Origin of the sequence: Pelagicoccus albus (assembly GCF_014230145.1) — a bacterium.
In the GTDB taxonomy this organism is placed as follows: domain Bacteria; phylum Verrucomicrobiota; class Verrucomicrobiia; order Opitutales; family Opitutaceae; genus Pelagicoccus; species Pelagicoccus albus.
Genome location: NZ_JACHVC010000012.1, coordinates 1108466 through 1124125 on the forward strand (window position 1 = coordinate 1108466; position 15660 = coordinate 1124125).

A 15660-nucleotide genomic window follows, 5' to 3' on the forward strand; every position below is an offset into this window, starting at 1 on the left:
GTCGCTTGGAATTCCCTAAGGCATGAAAGACAAGCGGACAGTTGATATGCGCGTGATGAGCGATTGGGTGAAGCCTGGCTCTCGCGTGCTTGACTTGGGTTGTGGTCGAGGCGTTTTGCTCGAGTACCTCAAGGCTAAGCTGGGAATTCAGGCGGTTGGCGTAGATCTGGACCCTGAAAAAGCCCGCTCCTGCGTGAAGCGTGGGTTGAGCGTGTTCATGGGAGACTTGATGGAGTTCATGCAATCTTTCCCGGACAAGCACTTTGATTACGTCATCTGCTCTCGGACGCTGCAGGAGTTGAACAAGCCCGCAACTGTCATCAAGGAGGCACTCCGTGTGTCAGACCATATGTTGGTGGGCTTCGTCAATTTTGGCTATTGGCGGAATCGTTGTAGCATGTTTCTCAACGGCCGTATTATCCGAAACGAAGTTTATCCGACGCCTTGGTCCGTTTCGCGGCCCTCGAATCCCGTCTCTGTACTGCAGTTCGAGCATTTCTGCCGAAAGAATCAAATAGCTGTGAATCGGGAGCTTTGTCTAGGAGGAGACTGGACGAGCGAGCGTCGTCGTATGAGAAACCTGACCAGCGGATATGCCTTGTTTGACCTTTCGATCAAATAGGCGAAGTTTTCCGCTTTGTTTTTCTTATGAGGTTTCCAGTAGAAGGCTGTCCCAAATTCCTGACGTTTCTGGAGTTTGCATTCGCGAATTTCGACGAGGGTGAACGAGCGAAATTGTTAGAAGAATTCGGAGCTCGTGGCGAAGGTCCTCTCAGTGGCGTGGAATTCGATTTGGCGTTATGGTCGGTCGCTCAACGCTTGCGGATGGATACGGAAGAGCTTCTGCGTCAAGTGGGTGAGCGCTGGTTCAGGGCGAGTCGTTTCCGTAAAGAATCCTGGGGGCAAGAATCCGAATCGAACCCTTGGGCAATGGTGCTGGAAGTTTGCTCGGAATTTGGCGAATTGGACGACCTTCCGCTGCCCGGTGGAGAAACGTTTCAGGTGGAAAAGGTTTCTCAGAGCGAAGAGAGTTTGCGCCTGGCCTGCGAGGGGCCTCGGCGTTGTTGCTCTTTTTTGGAAGGGGTAGTCAGGGCCGTATTCGAAGAGCTCGGTTTATCGCTGCGTTATATCCGGCAGCCGAAGCGGGCTACTTTTGCCCACATCAATTTTTACATCATTCCTGCTAGCTGAGGAAAGCACGGGTCAGTTCGAATAGTTCGGGCGAATCCACCAGAAAAGAATCGTGCCCGAGGTCTAGATCGATTTGCAGGTAGGACGCTTCTTTGCCTTGCCTAAGCATGGCTAGCACGACGTCTCGGTTTTGGGCGGGCGGGAAAAGCCAGTCTGAAGTGAATCCTACTACGAGGGCGCGACACTTCATCTGAGCCACCGCTTTGTCCAAACTCCCGTACGAGCCTGCCAGATCGAAGTAGCCGAGCGCTCTGGTGAAGTAGAGATAGGTATTCGCGTCGAATCGGTTGGTGAAGCTTTCCCCTTGGTAACGCAGGTAGCTCTCCACCTCGAATTCTATATCGAAGCTGTATTTGCTGTCATGGCCTGCTTGTCGGCGTCGCCCGAACTTTCGATCCATGCTGGTATCGGAAAGGTAAGTGATGTGGGCCATCATACGGGCTATGGCCAATCCTACGTTTGGTCCGGCGGAGGGCTCGTAGTTACCTTGGTTCCAAGCCGGGTCCTGCATGATGGCCTGGCGTCCAACTTCATCGAATGCGATCGCTTGGGAATTCTGCCGCCAGGTGGTGGCCATGGGCAAAATGCGATGGATGTAGTCTGGGTATTCTATGGCCCATTGAAGGACTTGCATGCCGCCCATCGATCCTCCGACTACCGCGTAGAGGTGAGGGATTTCGAAGCTATCGAGCAACAGCTTCTGGGTTCGGACCATGTCCACTATGTTCACGAATGGGAAAGTCAGGTGGTAGGGCTCTCCGGTTTCCGGGTTAATGGAAGCGGGGCCGGTAGAGCCTTGGCAGCCGCCTATGCAGTTGGAGCAGATCACGAAGAAACGTTTCGTGTCGATGGGTTTGCCCGGCCCGATCATGTTGTTCCACCAGCCTGGCTTGCGATCGCGCAAGGAGTGAATGCCAGCGCAATGGTGGTCGCCTGTCAGGGCATGGGCGATCAGGATGGCGTTGCTTTTGTCCGCGTTGAGCCGACCGTAGGTTTCGTATCGGAGAGTGAATTCAGGTATGGTCTGCCCGCTTTCGAAAGTAAAAGGTTGCGGGTAGTGGAAATCGAGCGGTTCCACCAGACCGACCTCGCCGGCTTCGTCCAGTCTCTGATCCTCTTCGCTCGCGTTCATGGCCCCATGTTTTGCGTCGGGCGTGTCAGGTGTCGAGTGCGAAGAAGACTTCTTGTGGAAGTCGTTCTACAAGTGCTGGTCTTTTTGCGTTGAAACTATGTCAGATTATAGAAGTTTCTGAATCCAGAAGCAGCCAAGGAGCGAACCCGTTTGTGCGGGAAACATCCTCCTTTTCCCCCGATTCGTGTCACCTCATGAAAATTGCTTTATTAATCTCGTTGTTTGTGTCGTTCGCATGCCTTGGCTTCGCAAAGCCTAGGAATAGCGTTCCGCCTATCTCGTTTCGGCCATCTGACACGTTGCACATCGAGGTGATAGACAACTTGTACGTCAGTGGGTTTGGAGAGCAGGATCGCTTTAGACGCATCAAGACCGCGATTGGTGAGGTCCTCTCCGACATCGATTTTCCGATGGCTTACGAAATTGAGCGTTTTGGCTCCCGTAGGACACCGCCAGGCCAACCTCGCCTCGACATCACAATCATGAAGTGGGGAGACAATGGAATGCATGAGCTGGAGGCACGCTTCAGCGCTAGCCTCAAGCGGGATTATGATCGTAACCGATTGGGAGTTTTCTACGCCCGAGATCCTCTTCCGGCTGGTAGCTACAGCCGGATGATTCGAGTCCACGACAAGGTCATGAAAAACGCGGTGATAAAAATGGTTTACGAACTTAACTCACGGCTACCGGTCGCTGGTTTGGAGGAGTTGCAGCTGGACGAGGATCTTGCTGATGACTTACCAGAAAGCGAGTAGGCTCAGCGCTGCCGGTACACCGGAAGAAGAGCAAAAGGGACGAATGGACGACGCTGGTATCGAAGCTGAATTATTACGGCGTATCGCGAATGGCGAGAGAGCTGCCTTCGACGAGCTCTATGCCCGATACTCTCGCCCGCTTTTTTCTTACATCGCCAAATTTCTTAGGGATCATGGATTGGCCGAAGAAGTCCTGCAGGATGCGTTTGTGAAAATATGGAGGTCGGCTCATCGCTACGATCGCGACCTTTCGCGTCCCTTTAGCTGGTGCGTTTTGATAACCAAGCGGCTTTGTATAGATCGCATCCGAGCCGCGAAACCGGTGACTGTCACCGATGATCCCATGGCTCTCAAGCCGGTAGAGGAGCACCGAAACGCAGAGCGCGATCCGTCTCAAAATGTTCTTATCGAAGATGAGCTGAGCATATTGGGGGAAATGGTGGAGCGTCTACCGGAGTCCCAAAGGTCCACCCTGCAACTCGCGATGGACAAGGGACTTACTCAACAGGAAATTTCCGAAAAATTAAACATGCCCTTAGGCACGGTGAAAACCGCGATGCGTCGCGGCATGTTGCGACTTAAAACCATGATGGCATCGAGCTATGAATAACGAACTCATAGAAGAAAAAGCCCAACTTTACGCTCTGGGGATTTTGCCAGAGTCGGAAGTGGAAGAATTCGAAACCCAAATAAAATCGGACCGGCAGCTGCGGGATCTGGTGCACGAATACCAGCGATTGACTGAATTGGATTTGTACCAAGGGAAAGATGAAGCTCCCTTTCACGTCTACTCCAAGGTAATGGAACAGCTGGATGGCCCGAAGCAATCTGAGAAGCGAAACCTCAACTTGAGCCAAGCGCTCTCTTGGGGTGGCTGGGCAGTTGCGGCCTGCGTAGCCGCAGTGATGTGGCTTGGTGGGGCTAGCGGTGGCCAAGTCGGCGAGACTTCCTCGGATATAGTGGTCAACAATCTCGGAAGTCCGCGAATCGTGCCTGTGCCAACACCCTCTGACGAATACGCTCTCGAAGACCGTATGCTCGAGCTTGCCGGGCTGGCGGAAGCCTACTGGTTTTCACGGGAAGGTATTCCCGAGGGGCAGCTTTTAGAGAGTGATGACGCGGAGGTTACGCAGCTTTCTGGAGGGTTTACGGTTTTCGACAAACGCTTTAATATCGGATTTATCGCGGTGGAAAATTTGCCCAAGGAAGCCCCAGATCGTAGTTACCATGTGTGGGCCAGAACAAGTGAGTCCGAAACGCCGGTGCGGGCTGGGACATTGCCCATTGGAGAAGAGTCAAGAGGCCTATTCTTCTTTGATCTGACTCAGCTTCCCCAAGGAGCCAACGTCGACTCGCTTAGCTTTTTCGTAACGGAGGAGAAGGAAGAATCGCCAAGCAGTCCGAGTAAGATGGTCGTCCTCAAGGACGTCTAGCGAAACGGCAAAGCGACTTTCATTTGCTTATCTGAAGTCCACCCTCGGTAAAGTTGCCGGCGACAATTGCGCGCCTCATCGCTTTCGTTCCGTGAGCGTGCTTGAAAAAAAAATGCTGGGTCCTAAGTTCCGCTGCACATGATGCGTGGAGGACCCATTTTTCTACTCTCCTTAAGTTTCGGCCTCATCCTGAGTGGTTGCTCAGTTAAGAAGTTGGCTATGAACCAGCTGGGGGATGCTCTTTCTGGAGGCGGAGATGTTTTTTCGTCTGATAACGACCCGGAACTCGTGGGGGATGCCTTGCCGTTCAGTCTGAAACTAATGGAAAGCGTTTTAGCCGGAACGCCGGAGCACACAGGGCTTTTGACGTCATTAACCAGTGGATTCACGCAGTACGCCTACGGCTGGGTTCAACTTGAGGCCGACGAAATCGAAGACGATGACTACGATCGGGCTGTCGAGCTTCGGGAGCGTGCGATCAAGCTCTATGAACGCGCCAATGCCTATGGCTTGCGAGCTCTGGAAATAGAGTATCCCGGCTTCGAGACCGGTCTGCGCAGCGATGCGCATAAAATTCTCTCCAAGACCAAAGCTCAGGATGTGGAGCTGCTCTACTGGACGGCCTTGGCTTGGGGTGGGGCGATTTCTCTCTCTCTCGATAACATGGATCTCGTGGGAGATCTCGCCTACGTGGAGGCGATCATGGAGAGATGCCTTGAGCTCGATCCGGATTGGGAGATGGGCTCGATTCAGACCTTTTTCGTGACCTACGAAATGAGTCGAATGAACGGGGAGGGGGATCCGGTGGAGAATGCGACCCGCTACTATCGCCGAGCCTTGGAGCTGTCGGATGGCCAACTTGCCGCGATTTATGTTGGGTATGCGGAATCCGTAGCGGTGGAAACGCAAGACAAGGAGCTTTTTCTCGATCTGTTGAACAAGGCTTTGGCTATCGACGTGGACGAAAATCCATCTCTTCGCCTCAATAATCTCCTCTATCAGCGACGTGCCGAGTGGCTGCTTACCCGACTCGATTGGCTCTTTCTTTAGCCTGTCCCCGGTAAGTCGAAAGGAGACAATTGCGTAATGTATGAAACGTTTCCGATTCCTTCTTGTATAAATTATTGAAGAGATCGGGCCCTTTGTCCGTCTTACCTGACGACGAGCTAACAACCCCTTCGTAAGATGACTGTATTTTCTAAGATTTCCCGAATTCTGGCCCTTGGCGCTGTCGCTATGGCTGCCTTTTCTATTGCGCCCGACGTTGATGCTCGGCGCCAGAATCTGCGCTTGAGCACTTTGGTCCCTAAGGATTCTTCCTTTGACAAATCGCTCCGCAAGATGGGGCAGGAGTGGAAGCAGGAGACTGGCGGAGACGTGAATCTTATCCTTTTCGCCGGAGGTGTGCAGGGTGGTGAGACAGCCATGATTGATCGCATGCGTGTCAATCAGCTGCAGGCGGCTCTCATTTCGGGAGTAGGTTTGTCCGACATCGACCCAGGCGTAGCGGGCCTTCAGCAGATCCCCATGATGTTTCACACCTACGAGGAGCTGGAGTATGTCATGGAGCATCTCGGCCCTAAGCTTGAGGAAAGAATCAGAGCTAAAGGTTTTGTGGTACTCAGCTGGGTGGATTCCGGTTGGGTGAAGATCTTCAGCAAAAACGAACTCGCCACGCCGGAAGATATGAAAAACGGCAAGCTCTACACTTGGGCGGGCGATAATCGCCAGACCGACTTGCTAAAGAACATGGGGTTCCGCCCGGTCCCGATCGATGCTACAGAAGTGACCTCTAGCTTGCAGACGGGGCTTGTAGACATCGTACCGCTTCCTCCATTTTTTGCCTTGGCCACCCAGAGCTACCGTCCAGCTCCTTACATGCTCGACATTCGCTACACGCCAATTGTGGGCGCAATCGTGGTCTCCGAAAAAGCTTGGGATCGAATCGATGAGGAAGATCAAGAGAGCATGATGGAGATTGCCCGTCGTTACGGTCGTGAAATGACTTTGGCGGGTCGCGCCGAAAACGAAGAGGCGATCACTGTGATGAAGGAAAAGTGGGGTCTGCAGATTCGCGAATCCGACCAAGAGGTGACCGATGCTTGGGAAGCGGCCTCTGAAGAAGCCTACTCGCTGATCCGGGACAATACCGTACCGGCCGACATTTTCGACGAGGTGGTTCGCTTGCTCGAAGAATACCGAGCCCAGCAAGGATCGGAGTAGCCCGTAACTAACTTTGATATATAAAAAAGCTCCCGAATCACGGGAGCTTTTTTGTGCCCAGTTTGCTACCAGGCAGGGTCGTTTTAAAAACGTGAGTCGATTATTCTTCGTCAAGAATTCCCTCTGCGAAGTCAGCGGAGTGGAAAACGTTTTGCACGTCGTCCAGATCGTCCAAGGCGTCAATGAGGTTCATGATAGACTTGGCGTCTGAGGCATCGGAAATGGGAGTGAGTGTCTCTGGAAGGTAGGCTAGCTCGGAACTTTCCACTTCGATACCCGCTTCGGACAAGGCCTGGCTGACGGAATCGTATTCGGTGATCGGAGCTAAGACTTCGTAGCCTTCGGCTTCGGTCTTGATATCCTCAGCACCTGCTTCCAGGGCGATGTCCATGAGCTTCTCTTCGTCGACCTGATCCTTGGAAATGAGGAATTGTCCGCAGCGGTTGAACATGAAGGCGACTGCATTGGCTCCGGCTAGGTTTCCTCCACGCTTGGTGAAAGTGGATCGGATTTCGGATGCGGCTCGGTTTTTATTGTCGGTGGTTACTTCGACGATAACTGCGACCCCGTTGGGCGCGTAACCTTCGTAAACGAATTCTTCGTAAACGACACCCGGAAGCTCGCCGGTTCCTTTTTTGATGGCACGATCGATATTGTCCGAAGGCATGTTTTCCGCACGGGCCTTGAGTAGCACGGTGCGGAGCTTCGGGTTCATATCGGGATCTCCTCCTCCGTTTTTAGCGGCGAGGGTGATGTCCTTGGAGATGCGGCTGAAGATCTTGCCGCGCTTTGCGTCAGCGGCGCCCTTCTTGTGCTTGATGGTAGACCATTTACTATGTCCAGACATGGCGTGTAGTCGTTTGGGTTATCGAGGTTAAGTTATGTTTGTTTGGCAGTCCTATTTCTTGCGGCGTCGCTTCTTTTGGTCTCCGCCTTCGATCGCTTTTTTCAGCGCGGGAGGAAGCTGGACTTCGAAATCATCGCCTCCGCGTTTGACCAGCCACTGTTGACCGATGGTGAAGACGTTGCTCACAGTCCAGTAGAGGACCAATCCTGAGGAGAAAGTGTAGGTGAATGGGAAGAAGATGAAAGGCATGAATTTCATCATCTTTGCTTGGGCGTTGTCGACCGAGGGTGTTGGCATGGTCCACATCTGGTAGGCGAGGGTGGCTACCCAAACGAAAGGAAGGATGTTGAGGGCGAAATCGCCGAGGATCGGCATGTTCGGTATGACCGCTACGGTGTCTGGCTTGGAGAGATCGGAGATCCAGAGGAAGTCGGCGAAGCGAAGTTCCGCAGCGCTTCGCAGCATGTAGAACAGAGCGAAGAAGATCGGAATCTGCAGCAACATCGGCAAGCAGCCGGCGACAGGGTTGATCTTGTTGAGCTTGTACAGCTCCATCATCATCATTTGCTGCTTCTGCTGGTCGTCAGGAAACTTTTCCTTCATGGCTTTCATCGGCTCCTGCAATTTCGACATCTTGCGCATGGATTTCATGCTCATCAGAGTGATGGGGAGCAGGGTGCCGCGGACGATCACGGTGAGGAGGATGATCGCTACGCCCCAGTTTCCGACCACGCTGTGCACAGCGTTCATGATCATGAGGAGGATCTTGGATATGAATCCGAAGAATCCGAATTGCATGGCTTGCTCTTGGCCTTCGCCCAACTGGGAGATGCGGCCGTGTTCCTTAGGCCCCGCGTAGAAGTCGAAGTGCTTGGTGACGCTTTCACCGGCGGCCAGTGTCATGGCGGGCAGCTTGATGTCGCCGGTTAGGCCAGTCTTAGGTGCGTCTTCATCAATCTCGTTCGGGAAGTCGACTGGGCGAGCTATGTAGCCAGCGGCTGGTTCTTCCGGCGTGATTAGCGTGATGAAGAACTGGTTTTTAACGGAGGCCCAAACGACGGTGTCGCTCACTTGTTCCATATCCTTGGGCGCCTTTTTGAAGCCAGGAATACCACCGCCCATGAAGTCGCTCTGCTTAGTAAATTCGACGTCTTCCCCGTTGGAGTAGCCGAAGGTTTGCAGGAGACGATCCTGCATTCCCGAAGGGGCTACGGTGCCGATATTGACCAGAAGCTCACCCAAAGGCAGGGCTCCGTCTGTGAGATTTCGAATCTCTAGATCGTGGGAAATGGTGAATGGGGCTGGGCCATCTGCTTCTTGTGAAATCGTGTAGGTGCGAGTGACTTCTAGCTGGTCGGCGATCACTCCGCGGAAAGTTACTGAGTCGGGTAGCAAGGAAGGCACTTGTTTGAAGGCTACATCCTTCGCGTCCCCGAGGTAAGTGCTCAGATTCAAAGCGGGCGAGTAGCGCAAGTGGTTCATCACGTACGGCTCGTCGCTATCCAGGGATTTGCGGTCCTTTTTGAGGACGATTTCTTTGATTGCTCCGCCGAAATTGGTGAAGCGAACCTCTACGTACTCGTTTTCTAAAGAAACGATAGTCTCGCCGGTTTTCTCGCCATCGGTTTCCACCTGAGCGTGACCGCTCACGATCGCGGGAGCTGCCGGGGCAGCCGACGAGTCGGATTGAGTTGCTGGGATAGGTCCAGTACCGTCTGCGGCGATTGTTTGGGCTGCTTCTTCTGCCGCTGCTTGCTGTGCCGCTTGCTCTTGCAAGGCCTGCTCTTGGCGTTGCTGAGAGGTTTTGAACATGAGAATCGTGCCTACGATCAGCAGGGAGATCCCGATTATAGTGTTCTTTTTATCCATCGATATGTCTTGGGAAATTCGTTTTTCCGACGGTCGCTCCGTCGAGGGAAAGCGCCCATAAAAGGCTCGCTCCCAGTGCTAGCAAGCTATTCCTCCTCTTCTGCCGCGTCCTTGCTGTTTGTAGACGTTTTTAGAAGGCCTCTGTACTTCAAGGCGTGAAGAAATCGTTGTTCGAGATCCTGGTAGTTGGCTAAGCCGGCTGGGAATCTGAGGCTGAGTACAATGTCGGCCTCGGATCGGATTTGGTGCTGATGCAGGCGGAACAGCTCTTTGAAGCGTCGCTTGATCTTGTTGCGCGTGACAGAGTTGCCAACTCGTCTGGCGGCGGAGATGCCGATACGCGGACACAAAACATCCGCAACTTCTGGAGTGCGGATGCGGGAAAATAGGGCGAAGTACTGGCAGCGGTAGGGCTTGCCAATACTACGAATTTGTAGGAAGTCGGCATTGCGACACAAGCGGCTAGTAGGACGGAGCTGAAATCTCCTGACCATGGTCGAGCCGATTGGGGCGCAAGGCGCCGAGCTTATGCGACTGAGAGGCGTGCGCGGCCCTTCTTGCGGCGGGCTGTGATGACGGCACGTCCACCGCGGGTGGCCATGCGGGCACGGAAGCCGATCTTGCGTACTCTCTTGAGGCGATGTGGTCTAAATGTAGGTCTCATGACGTGAAAATTAGAAAAAGAGCGAGAAAATGGGAGGACCTCCGTGGCGCTGTCAAGCTCGGAAGCCCTAAATTTCCCACAGCATTCGAATGTTCACGGAGGAATGGCTCTTGTTTCCCTCAGTCCAGACCTGCTTTTTTACGGAGGATGGCTCGGGTCGCTTTGGCGGATTCTTTGAGGTCCTTTTCTTCCCAGGGGCCGGTGTCGCTGGCGCTCGGGTAAAGGAAGGAGCAGGTTTCATCTTTGTCGGCCACAGACCAAGTGATCCAGCTGAGTTTGTTTTTCTCCGCCCAATCTTGCCAGATTTGCCAGGCTTCATAGTCCATGGGGCCGTCACCGGAGGCTTCCATGCCGGCCGACTCTGATATGAAGATGGGCGCACCCTTGCTAAGCGCGTAGTCGCCACGTTCGCGAAGGTAATCGCCATGGGTCGCTGCGTAATAGTGCAGCGTGTACATGATGTTGCTAACTCCCTTGATTTGGTCGTCTGCTACGATGTGAAGGTCCTGATCCCAGTGCGGGTTCCCGACTAGGATTATATTATCCGGATCATGTTCTCGGATGACCTCGATGACCTCTTTGGCGTAGGCTTTCAGCTCAGTCCATGAATCGTCGATTGGCTCGTTGTAGATCTCGTAGATGACATTTGGCTGGTCTCCATATTTGGCGGCCATGTCACCGAAAAAGGTTTTCGCCAGCTCCAGCTCCAAATGGTGACTGTGGAAATCGATGATGACGTAGATTCCGCTCTCGATGGCTCCATCTACCACTTTGGAGATGATTTCGACGGCCTTCTCTGGCTCGGCGTTGTAGGTTAGCTCCGGCTCGTCGTAATGCAGGCCCATGGCGGCCCGCACCACGTCGACGCCCCAATCGTCGGCTAACCATTTGACGCTCTCCTTGTTATAGAAGCGGGGCCACCAGTTGTGCCATCCGTAGCTGACTCCGCGGAGAACCACTGCTTCGCCCGCCTCGTTGACTAGCTGTGTGCCCTCCACGCTAAGCTGGCTTACGGTAGAAGGCGCTGTTTCAGCGTCTGAATCGATCGTTTCAGTCTGCTCGCAGGCAGTGGTGAATAGGAGGATGGCGCTAAGGAGTGCGGTAGCGGTCTTTGTCATTTTCCAGGGTTTTTGGGTTGGAAAGCTCTTTGCGGAGCCAAGTGATCTTGGCTCCACAAGCTATGACTTCGGCCGCATCGCTCTAGCCTAGAGGATGGCCTCGTTTCTCTTACTAAAGAGAGTCGATCGGTTTGGATAGGCTGACCGCTCCTCGGATTTGGCCCAATGAGTAGCCGGTTCCACTGTCGTTGGGATAGAAGCTTTTCAACGCTTCACTAACCTCTGGAGCTATCTCTGTACCGTGGCATTTTAGACAGAGTTGCTCGACGGGTTGAGCTTTCATGAAGCGGAACTCTCCGTTTACTACGCTCGACACTGCGAGCTTATCGGTGCCGTCATTGTTGGCCTGCCGCTCGGCGAGTTGATGCAGCATTTCGGTCTCCCAAGCATCTGGCTTCGCTGCGGGATTGCGAGGTTGCAGGCTGACGCGGTGGACAGTCCAGCCAGTCGATTCGGAAAGGCTGGCAGCGATGGCGGGGGCTTGCTGGGAGCAGACCTCGATGGTGGCGACTGGCCCGCTCGCTTCCATGTTTTGCTTAAGAATCGGTTTCAAGGTTCCTGCGAATTGCTTGACGATGCCGACTGCTTCCTCGGTCAGCTCTTTCTCGCTTGGTTCGGAATAAGAGCAGCTGACTGCTAAGAGGGCCAAGGTGGAGAGGGCGATTTTCTGTCGGGTCATTTTTCTTCAGTTTCCGAATGGATTAGGACGAGGCGTTTGGTCGGTTGATGGTGGGAGAATGGGGAGGGCAAAGCTTGGTTGATCACCAGTTAGGCTTTTTAGATAGGCAACGATTTGCTCAGTTTCCTCTGGGGAGAAGGTGCGACCGAGTTGAAGACGACCCATGACGTCTACTGCTTCTGCCAAAGTCTCGGCCTCGCCGTCGTGGAAGTAGGGGTAGGTAAGCTCCACGTTTCTGAGGGTGGGGACTTTGAACTTGAATCGGTCGGCGTCGATTCCAGTTAGGCCAGCCAATCCCTCTGCGGCATTTTCGGTTTCGTAGGGAGCGACGAGTCCCATCTTCTGGAAGGAGTTGCCGCCCATGGCGGGACCATTATGGCAAGCGATACAGCCGCTTAGCTTGAAGAGCTCATAGCCGGCGAGCTCTTTGGCTGAGAGGGCGTCATCGTCGCCAAGCAGCCATTGGTCGAATGGGGAGTTCGGAGTTACCAGTGTCTTTTCGAATTCCGCGATCGCCTCGGTTACCTTGTCGATATCCACCGCCGGGGAGCCGAAGACCAGTTCGAATTCGCGAACGTATCCGGGGATGCCTTCCAGAGTGGAAATGGCTAGTTCATGGGTGAAGCCCATTTCGGAGGGATTGGCGATGGGGCCGCCCGCCTGCTCTTTTAGGTCGGCTGCCCGGCCATCCCAAAATTGGGCGATGTTCAAGCTGCTGTTTAAGACGGTCGGCGCGTTGATGGGGCCTTGGGCCCAGCCGTGACCGATCGATGTTTTGAGATTGTCGGTCCCTCCCATGCTCAGGTTGTGGCAGGAATTGCAGGAGATGAAACCGGATTTGGAGAGTCTTGGGTCGAAGTAGAGTTTCTTGCCCAGCTCCGATTTGGCTAGATTGATCTCTTGCGGCGGGGCGATTGGCTGGATCGGCTCTCCGGGACGGGAGGCTTCGGCTTGGAAGCCGGCGTAAAGGAGAAGGGCGGGTATCAACAGTCGGTTTAGTTTCATTTTTCTAGGGTCCTAAGTTTAATCGTAAAAATACGATATTCATTCCCAAGAGGTGTTAATCTGCAAGGCGTAGCCGACTTCTCGAGGGAGTTAGAAGATGCGTGAATCAATGTATTAGCGTTTTCTAATAGATTCTTGTTTGGAGGCTGAATCCCTTTGACCGAGCTGTTTAATCGTATAACTGCGATTATACAAATGACCGCCGCCAAAACAGAACTTTTCACCGACAAGCAAGTAGAGCTTTCGAAGTTTGCCAGATCGCTGAGCCACCCGGCTCGGATTGCGATTGTAAGCCTACTCCAGGAATTTGATCAGCTGACCTGTAATCAAATTGTGGAGCGACTTCCGCTGGCGCAGGCCACTGTTTCGCAGCACCTGAAGGCCTTGCGTGAAGCAGGTCTCGTCACTGGCGCCAATTGCGGAACTCAGGTTTGCTACTCGCTGGTGCCAGATCAGATCAGAGATTTCTGCCGGGAATTCCGACAGATGCTAGGGCAGTCATAAGTTATTAACCGATAAATACATAATAGAAATGGATAATCAAAACCCTGTAGTTGACGCCCTTCGCGTCGTTCTCGCAGACAGTTACGCTGTCATGGCCCAAACTCATATTTGCCACTGGAATGTAAGGGGTCCGGGCTTTTTCGCACTGCACACCGCGTTCGAGGGGCAATACACCGAACTTTTCGCAGCGGTAGACGAAATCGCGGAGCGTATCCGGGCTCTGGGAGCGTTGGCTCCGGGCGGTCTAGCGAGCCTCGCTGGATTGGCGGGGACCTCGGAAATCGAGGAAGACGCAGATGCGGAGAGCATGGTGTCCCACTTGATCAGGATTAACGAAAAGCTAGTCGCGGATCTCAAGACTGCCAGAGATGCGGCGGGCGACGCCGGAGACAGTCCTACCGAGGACCTGATGATCGAGCGTATCCAGCTGCACGAAAAGACCATTTGGATGCTTCGCAGCTATCTCGGCAAGTAAGTCGTCGCAGCGAAACCCCGACCCCAGATCTGATGAATTCGAAAAAGAAAATTCTGGTAATAGGCGGCGTCGCGGCAGGAGCTTCTTTCGCCGCCCGTTGCCGACGTCTCGATGAAGAGGTGGAGATTATCGTCCTCGAGCGTGGACCCGATGTCTCGTTCGCGAACTGCGGTCTCCCTTATTATGTAGGCGGCGAGATATCGGACCGAGATGCGCTCGCTGTGCAGACCCCCCAGAGCCTGCAAGCGATGTTGAAGCTCGATGTTCGCACACGCAGTGAAGCTCGAAGCATCAATCTGGAAGCAAAGACCGTAGAAGTCGCCAATCTCGATAGTGGGGACACGGAGACAGTCTCTTACGACGCGCTCATGCTAGCGCCTGGAGCCAAGCCCATCGTGCCGCCGCTCCCGGGCATCGACGACCCTCGCATTCATACGCTGCGAAACCTGCAGGACATGGACCGCATCAAGGCCATGGTTTCCTCAGCCAAGCGGGCTGTCGTGGTGGGAGCTGGTTTCATTGGCCTCGAAATGACAGAGCAGCTCAAGCGGCTCGGGCTCGAGGTGACGATTGTGGAGATGCAGTCACAAGTGCTTCCCCAGCTGGATCCGGAAATGTCGATGCTCATGGAGAGCGAGCTCAAGCAGCAAGGGATCGAGGTGGTCTTGCACAATGGCATCAAGGGATTCCATCCCTCTGAAGAATCGCTGAGTTGCGAACTTCAGTCGGGCGACTCGGTCGAAGCGGACCTGGTGTTGCTCTCAATTGGTGTGAAGCCGGACACCGAAATCGCCAGAGAAGCTGGCCTCGAACTCGGCCCGCGTGAGCATATCGTGGTGGATACTTTCCAGAGGACATCCGAGGTCGGAGTTTACGCTGCGGGCGACGCGGTGCAGACCATCGACCGGACTACTGGCCAAGCTAGCTCAGTGCCTTTGGGTGGTCCTGCCAATCGCCAAGGACGTGTCGCGGCCGATCATTTGTTTTTGGGAGAAAAGGCTCGGCCTTACCCCGGATCGTTAGGAACGGCGATCGTGCGCGTTTTCAGCGTGGCTGCTGGATTGACAGGCTGGACGGAGCGACGCCTAAAGGCCGAGGGGTGCGATTATCGGGTCACCATGGTTAACGACAACCATCACGCCGGTTATTACCCTGGAGCCAAGCCCATGACGCTCAAGCTTCTCTGGGATCCGCAGACCCTGCAGGTGCTCGGCGCTCAGGCCACGGGATTTGAAGGTGTGGATAAGCGGCTTGATGTGCTGGCAACGGCGATAGTCGGAAAAATGACCGTGGAGGACCTTTGCCACCTCGAGCTTTCCTACGCTCCACCTTTCGGAAGCGCCAAGGATATCGTCAATTTAGCCGGCTTCGCGGCGACCAACGTTTTGGATGATCTCGTCGAAGTGGTGCACACTTTGCCAGAATCCGGCGAAGCCCAGGTCGTGGATGTGCGACCGGGACCGCTTTACAATGCTCATCCCTCGCCTGGCTCGATCAATATCCCATTCCCGACTTTGCGATCGAGTCTAGATAAGCTAGATCGCGAAAAGCCGGTGGTGACGATTTGCGCCTTTGGCAAGATGAGCTACTTCGCGGCCCGAGTCCTCAAGCAGAACGGATTTCAGGTGGTTTCTTATTCCGGCGGGATCAAAGGGAGCTTGGATCCACGCTCTCCCGCGAAGTTGGTTTTAGGTTAAATCAAGATTTGCGCGTTAGGATGAGCAATACTCGTGGCGGGTATCGCTCATTGGGTCTTGGCATCTAA

General features: G+C 54.0%; 18 protein-coding genes. 10 read left to right on the forward strand and 8 right to left on the reverse strand.

Translation table 11 applies throughout. The features are described from left to right. Positions 1 to 22: 22 nt before the first annotated feature. Both H5P27_RS14370 and H5P27_RS14375 read left to right on the forward strand, forming a co-directional pair. On the forward strand, positions 23 to 622 hold the full coding sequence (locus tag H5P27_RS14370; protein ID WP_221774720.1) for a methionine biosynthesis protein MetW: 600 nt from the start codon (positions 23 to 25) through the stop codon (positions 620 to 622). A gap of 26 nt (positions 623 to 648) precedes the next feature. Next, entirely contained in the window at positions 649 to 1191 is a 543-nt protein-coding gene (locus tag H5P27_RS14375; protein WP_185661089.1) for a hypothetical protein, read from the forward strand. On the opposite strand, the gene metX is transcribed toward H5P27_RS14375, so the two are convergent. Further along, on the reverse strand, positions 1184 to 2323 hold the full coding sequence (gene metX / locus H5P27_RS14380) for a homoserine O-acetyltransferase MetX (RefSeq protein WP_185661090.1): 1140 nt from the start codon (positions 2321 to 2323) through the stop codon (positions 1184 to 1186). The genes H5P27_RS14375 and metX overlap by 8 nt on opposite strands. Positions 2324 to 2634: 311 nt before the next feature. Between metX and H5P27_RS14385 the strand changes: the two genes are divergently transcribed. The 5 genes from H5P27_RS14385 (at position 2635) to H5P27_RS14405 (ending at position 6734) form a co-directional block, all read left to right on the forward strand. Further along, positions 2635 to 3078, forward strand: coding sequence for a phospholipase D-like domain-containing protein (locus H5P27_RS14385; protein WP_185661091.1), 444 nt, complete (start codon positions 2635 to 2637; stop codon positions 3076 to 3078). Next, entirely contained in the window at positions 3056 to 3688 is a 633-nt protein-coding gene (locus H5P27_RS14390) for an RNA polymerase sigma factor (protein WP_185661092.1), read from the forward strand. The genes H5P27_RS14385 and H5P27_RS14390 overlap by 23 nt, the downstream gene beginning before the upstream one ends. Next, positions 3681 to 4511 carry an anti-sigma factor domain-containing protein gene (locus tag H5P27_RS14395; protein ID WP_185661093.1) on the forward strand — a complete coding sequence of 277 codons (831 nt, stop codon included), beginning with the start codon at positions 3681 to 3683 and terminating at the stop codon, positions 4509 to 4511. The genes H5P27_RS14390 and H5P27_RS14395 overlap by 8 nt, the downstream gene beginning before the upstream one ends. 138 nt (positions 4512 to 4649) lie before the next feature. Further along, the gene (locus tag H5P27_RS14400; RefSeq protein WP_185661094.1) at positions 4650 to 5561 is read left to right on the forward strand and encodes a TRAP transporter TatT component family protein; all 912 of its coding nucleotides are present in this window, start codon (positions 4650 to 4652) and stop codon (positions 5559 to 5561) included. Between the two features lie 135 nt (positions 5562 to 5696). Continuing rightward, positions 5697 to 6734: a TRAP transporter substrate-binding protein gene (locus H5P27_RS14405; RefSeq protein ID WP_185661095.1), complete on the forward strand. Its 1038-nt coding sequence runs from the start codon at positions 5697 to 5699 to the stop codon at positions 6732 to 6734. Positions 6735 to 6834: 100 nt separating this feature from the next. Here H5P27_RS14405 and H5P27_RS14410 read toward each other — a convergent pair whose 3' ends face one another. From H5P27_RS14410 to H5P27_RS14440, 7 genes are all read right to left on the reverse strand, one after another. Then, the gene (locus tag H5P27_RS14410; RefSeq protein WP_185661096.1) at positions 6835 to 7581 is read right to left on the reverse strand and encodes a YebC/PmpR family DNA-binding transcriptional regulator; all 747 of its coding nucleotides are present in this window, start codon (positions 7579 to 7581) and stop codon (positions 6835 to 6837) included. A gap of 51 nt (positions 7582 to 7632) precedes the next feature. Continuing rightward, entirely contained in the window at positions 7633 to 9450 is a 1818-nt protein-coding gene (gene yidC / locus H5P27_RS14415; protein WP_185661097.1) for a membrane protein insertase YidC, read from the reverse strand. A gap of 86 nt (positions 9451 to 9536) precedes the next feature. Next, on the reverse strand, positions 9537 to 9944 hold the full coding sequence (rnpA, locus tag H5P27_RS14420; protein ID WP_185661098.1) for a ribonuclease P protein component: 408 nt from the start codon (positions 9942 to 9944) through the stop codon (positions 9537 to 9539). A gap of 32 nt (positions 9945 to 9976) precedes the next feature. Then, a complete protein-coding gene (gene rpmH, locus H5P27_RS14425; protein ID WP_185661099.1) occupies positions 9977 to 10114 on the reverse strand; it encodes a 50S ribosomal protein L34 in 138 nt (45 codons plus the stop codon). 119 nt (positions 10115 to 10233) lie between these two features. Next, positions 10234 to 11232, reverse strand: a complete 999-nt coding sequence (locus H5P27_RS14430; RefSeq protein ID WP_185661100.1) for a glycoside hydrolase family 5 protein — start codon at positions 11230 to 11232, stop codon at positions 10234 to 10236. 112 nt (positions 11233 to 11344) lie between these two features. Then, positions 11345 to 11911 (reverse strand): Tll0287-like domain-containing protein, encoded by a 567-nt coding sequence (locus H5P27_RS14435; RefSeq protein WP_185661101.1) that lies wholly within the window; start codon positions 11909 to 11911, stop codon positions 11345 to 11347. Positions 11912 to 11917: 6 nt separating this feature from the next. Further along, a complete protein-coding gene (locus tag H5P27_RS14440) occupies positions 11918 to 12916 on the reverse strand; it encodes a cytochrome-c peroxidase (protein WP_185661102.1) in 999 nt (332 codons plus the stop codon). A 195-nt stretch (positions 12917 to 13111) separates the two neighbouring features. On the opposite strand from H5P27_RS14440, the gene H5P27_RS14445 reads away from it, so the two are divergent. From H5P27_RS14445 to H5P27_RS14455, 3 genes are read left to right on the forward strand one after another with little or no spacing between them, the layout of a single operon-like run. Further along, complete coding sequence (locus H5P27_RS14445) at positions 13112 to 13420, forward strand: ArsR/SmtB family transcription factor (RefSeq protein WP_185661103.1); 309 nt, start codon at positions 13112 to 13114, stop codon at positions 13418 to 13420. 28 nt (positions 13421 to 13448) lie between these two features. After that, positions 13449 to 13895 (forward strand): Dps family protein, encoded by a 447-nt coding sequence (locus tag H5P27_RS14450; protein ID WP_185661104.1) that lies wholly within the window; start codon positions 13449 to 13451, stop codon positions 13893 to 13895. A gap of 32 nt (positions 13896 to 13927) precedes the next feature. Continuing rightward, complete coding sequence (locus H5P27_RS14455) at positions 13928 to 15592, forward strand: FAD-dependent oxidoreductase (protein ID WP_185661105.1); 1665 nt, start codon at positions 13928 to 13930, stop codon at positions 15590 to 15592. Positions 15593 to 15660 lie beyond the last annotated feature (68 nt).

Bases quoted from the DNA above. Each gene is read 5' to 3' on its own strand.
- H5P27_RS14370 (WP_221774720.1), top strand. From the start codon at position 23: ATGAAAGACAAGCGGACAGTTGATATGCGCGTGATGAGCGATTGGGTG.
- H5P27_RS14375 (WP_185661089.1), top strand. From the start codon at position 649: ATGAGGTTTCCAGTAGAAGGCTGTCCCAAATTCCTGACGTTTCTGGAG.
- metX (WP_185661090.1), bottom strand. From the start codon at position 2,323: ATGAACGCGAGCGAAGAGGATCAGAGACTGGACGAAGCCGGCGAGGTC.
- H5P27_RS14390 (WP_185661092.1), top strand. From the start codon at position 3,056: ATGACTTACCAGAAAGCGAGTAGGCTCAGCGCTGCCGGTACACCGGAA.
- H5P27_RS14395 (WP_185661093.1), top strand. From the start codon at position 3,681: ATGAATAACGAACTCATAGAAGAAAAAGCCCAACTTTACGCTCTGGGG.
- H5P27_RS14400 (WP_185661094.1), top strand. From the start codon at position 4,650: ATGATGCGTGGAGGACCCATTTTTCTACTCTCCTTAAGTTTCGGCCTC.
- H5P27_RS14405 (WP_185661095.1), top strand. From the start codon at position 5,697: ATGACTGTATTTTCTAAGATTTCCCGAATTCTGGCCCTTGGCGCTGTC.
- H5P27_RS14410 (WP_185661096.1), bottom strand. From the start codon at position 7,581: ATGTCTGGACATAGTAAATGGTCTACCATCAAGCACAAGAAGGGCGCC.
- yidC (WP_185661097.1), bottom strand. From the start codon at position 9,450: ATGGATAAAAAGAACACTATAATCGGGATCTCCCTGCTGATCGTAGGC.
- rnpA (WP_185661098.1), bottom strand. From the start codon at position 9,944: ATGGTCAGGAGATTTCAGCTCCGTCCTACTAGCCGCTTGTGTCGCAAT.
- rpmH (WP_185661099.1), bottom strand. From the start codon at position 10,114: ATGAGACCTACATTTAGACCACATCGCCTCAAGAGAGTACGCAAGATC.
- H5P27_RS14430 (WP_185661100.1), bottom strand. From the start codon at position 11,232: ATGACAAAGACCGCTACCGCACTCCTTAGCGCCATCCTCCTATTCACC.
- H5P27_RS14435 (WP_185661101.1), bottom strand. From the start codon at position 11,911: ATGACCCGACAGAAAATCGCCCTCTCCACCTTGGCCCTCTTAGCAGTC.
- H5P27_RS14440 (WP_185661102.1), bottom strand. From the start codon at position 12,916: ATGAAACTAAACCGACTGTTGATACCCGCCCTTCTCCTTTACGCCGGC.
- H5P27_RS14445 (WP_185661103.1), top strand. From the start codon at position 13,112: ATGACCGCCGCCAAAACAGAACTTTTCACCGACAAGCAAGTAGAGCTT.
- H5P27_RS14450 (WP_185661104.1), top strand. From the start codon at position 13,449: ATGGATAATCAAAACCCTGTAGTTGACGCCCTTCGCGTCGTTCTCGCA.
- H5P27_RS14455 (WP_185661105.1), top strand. From the start codon at position 13,928: ATGAATTCGAAAAAGAAAATTCTGGTAATAGGCGGCGTCGCGGCAGGA.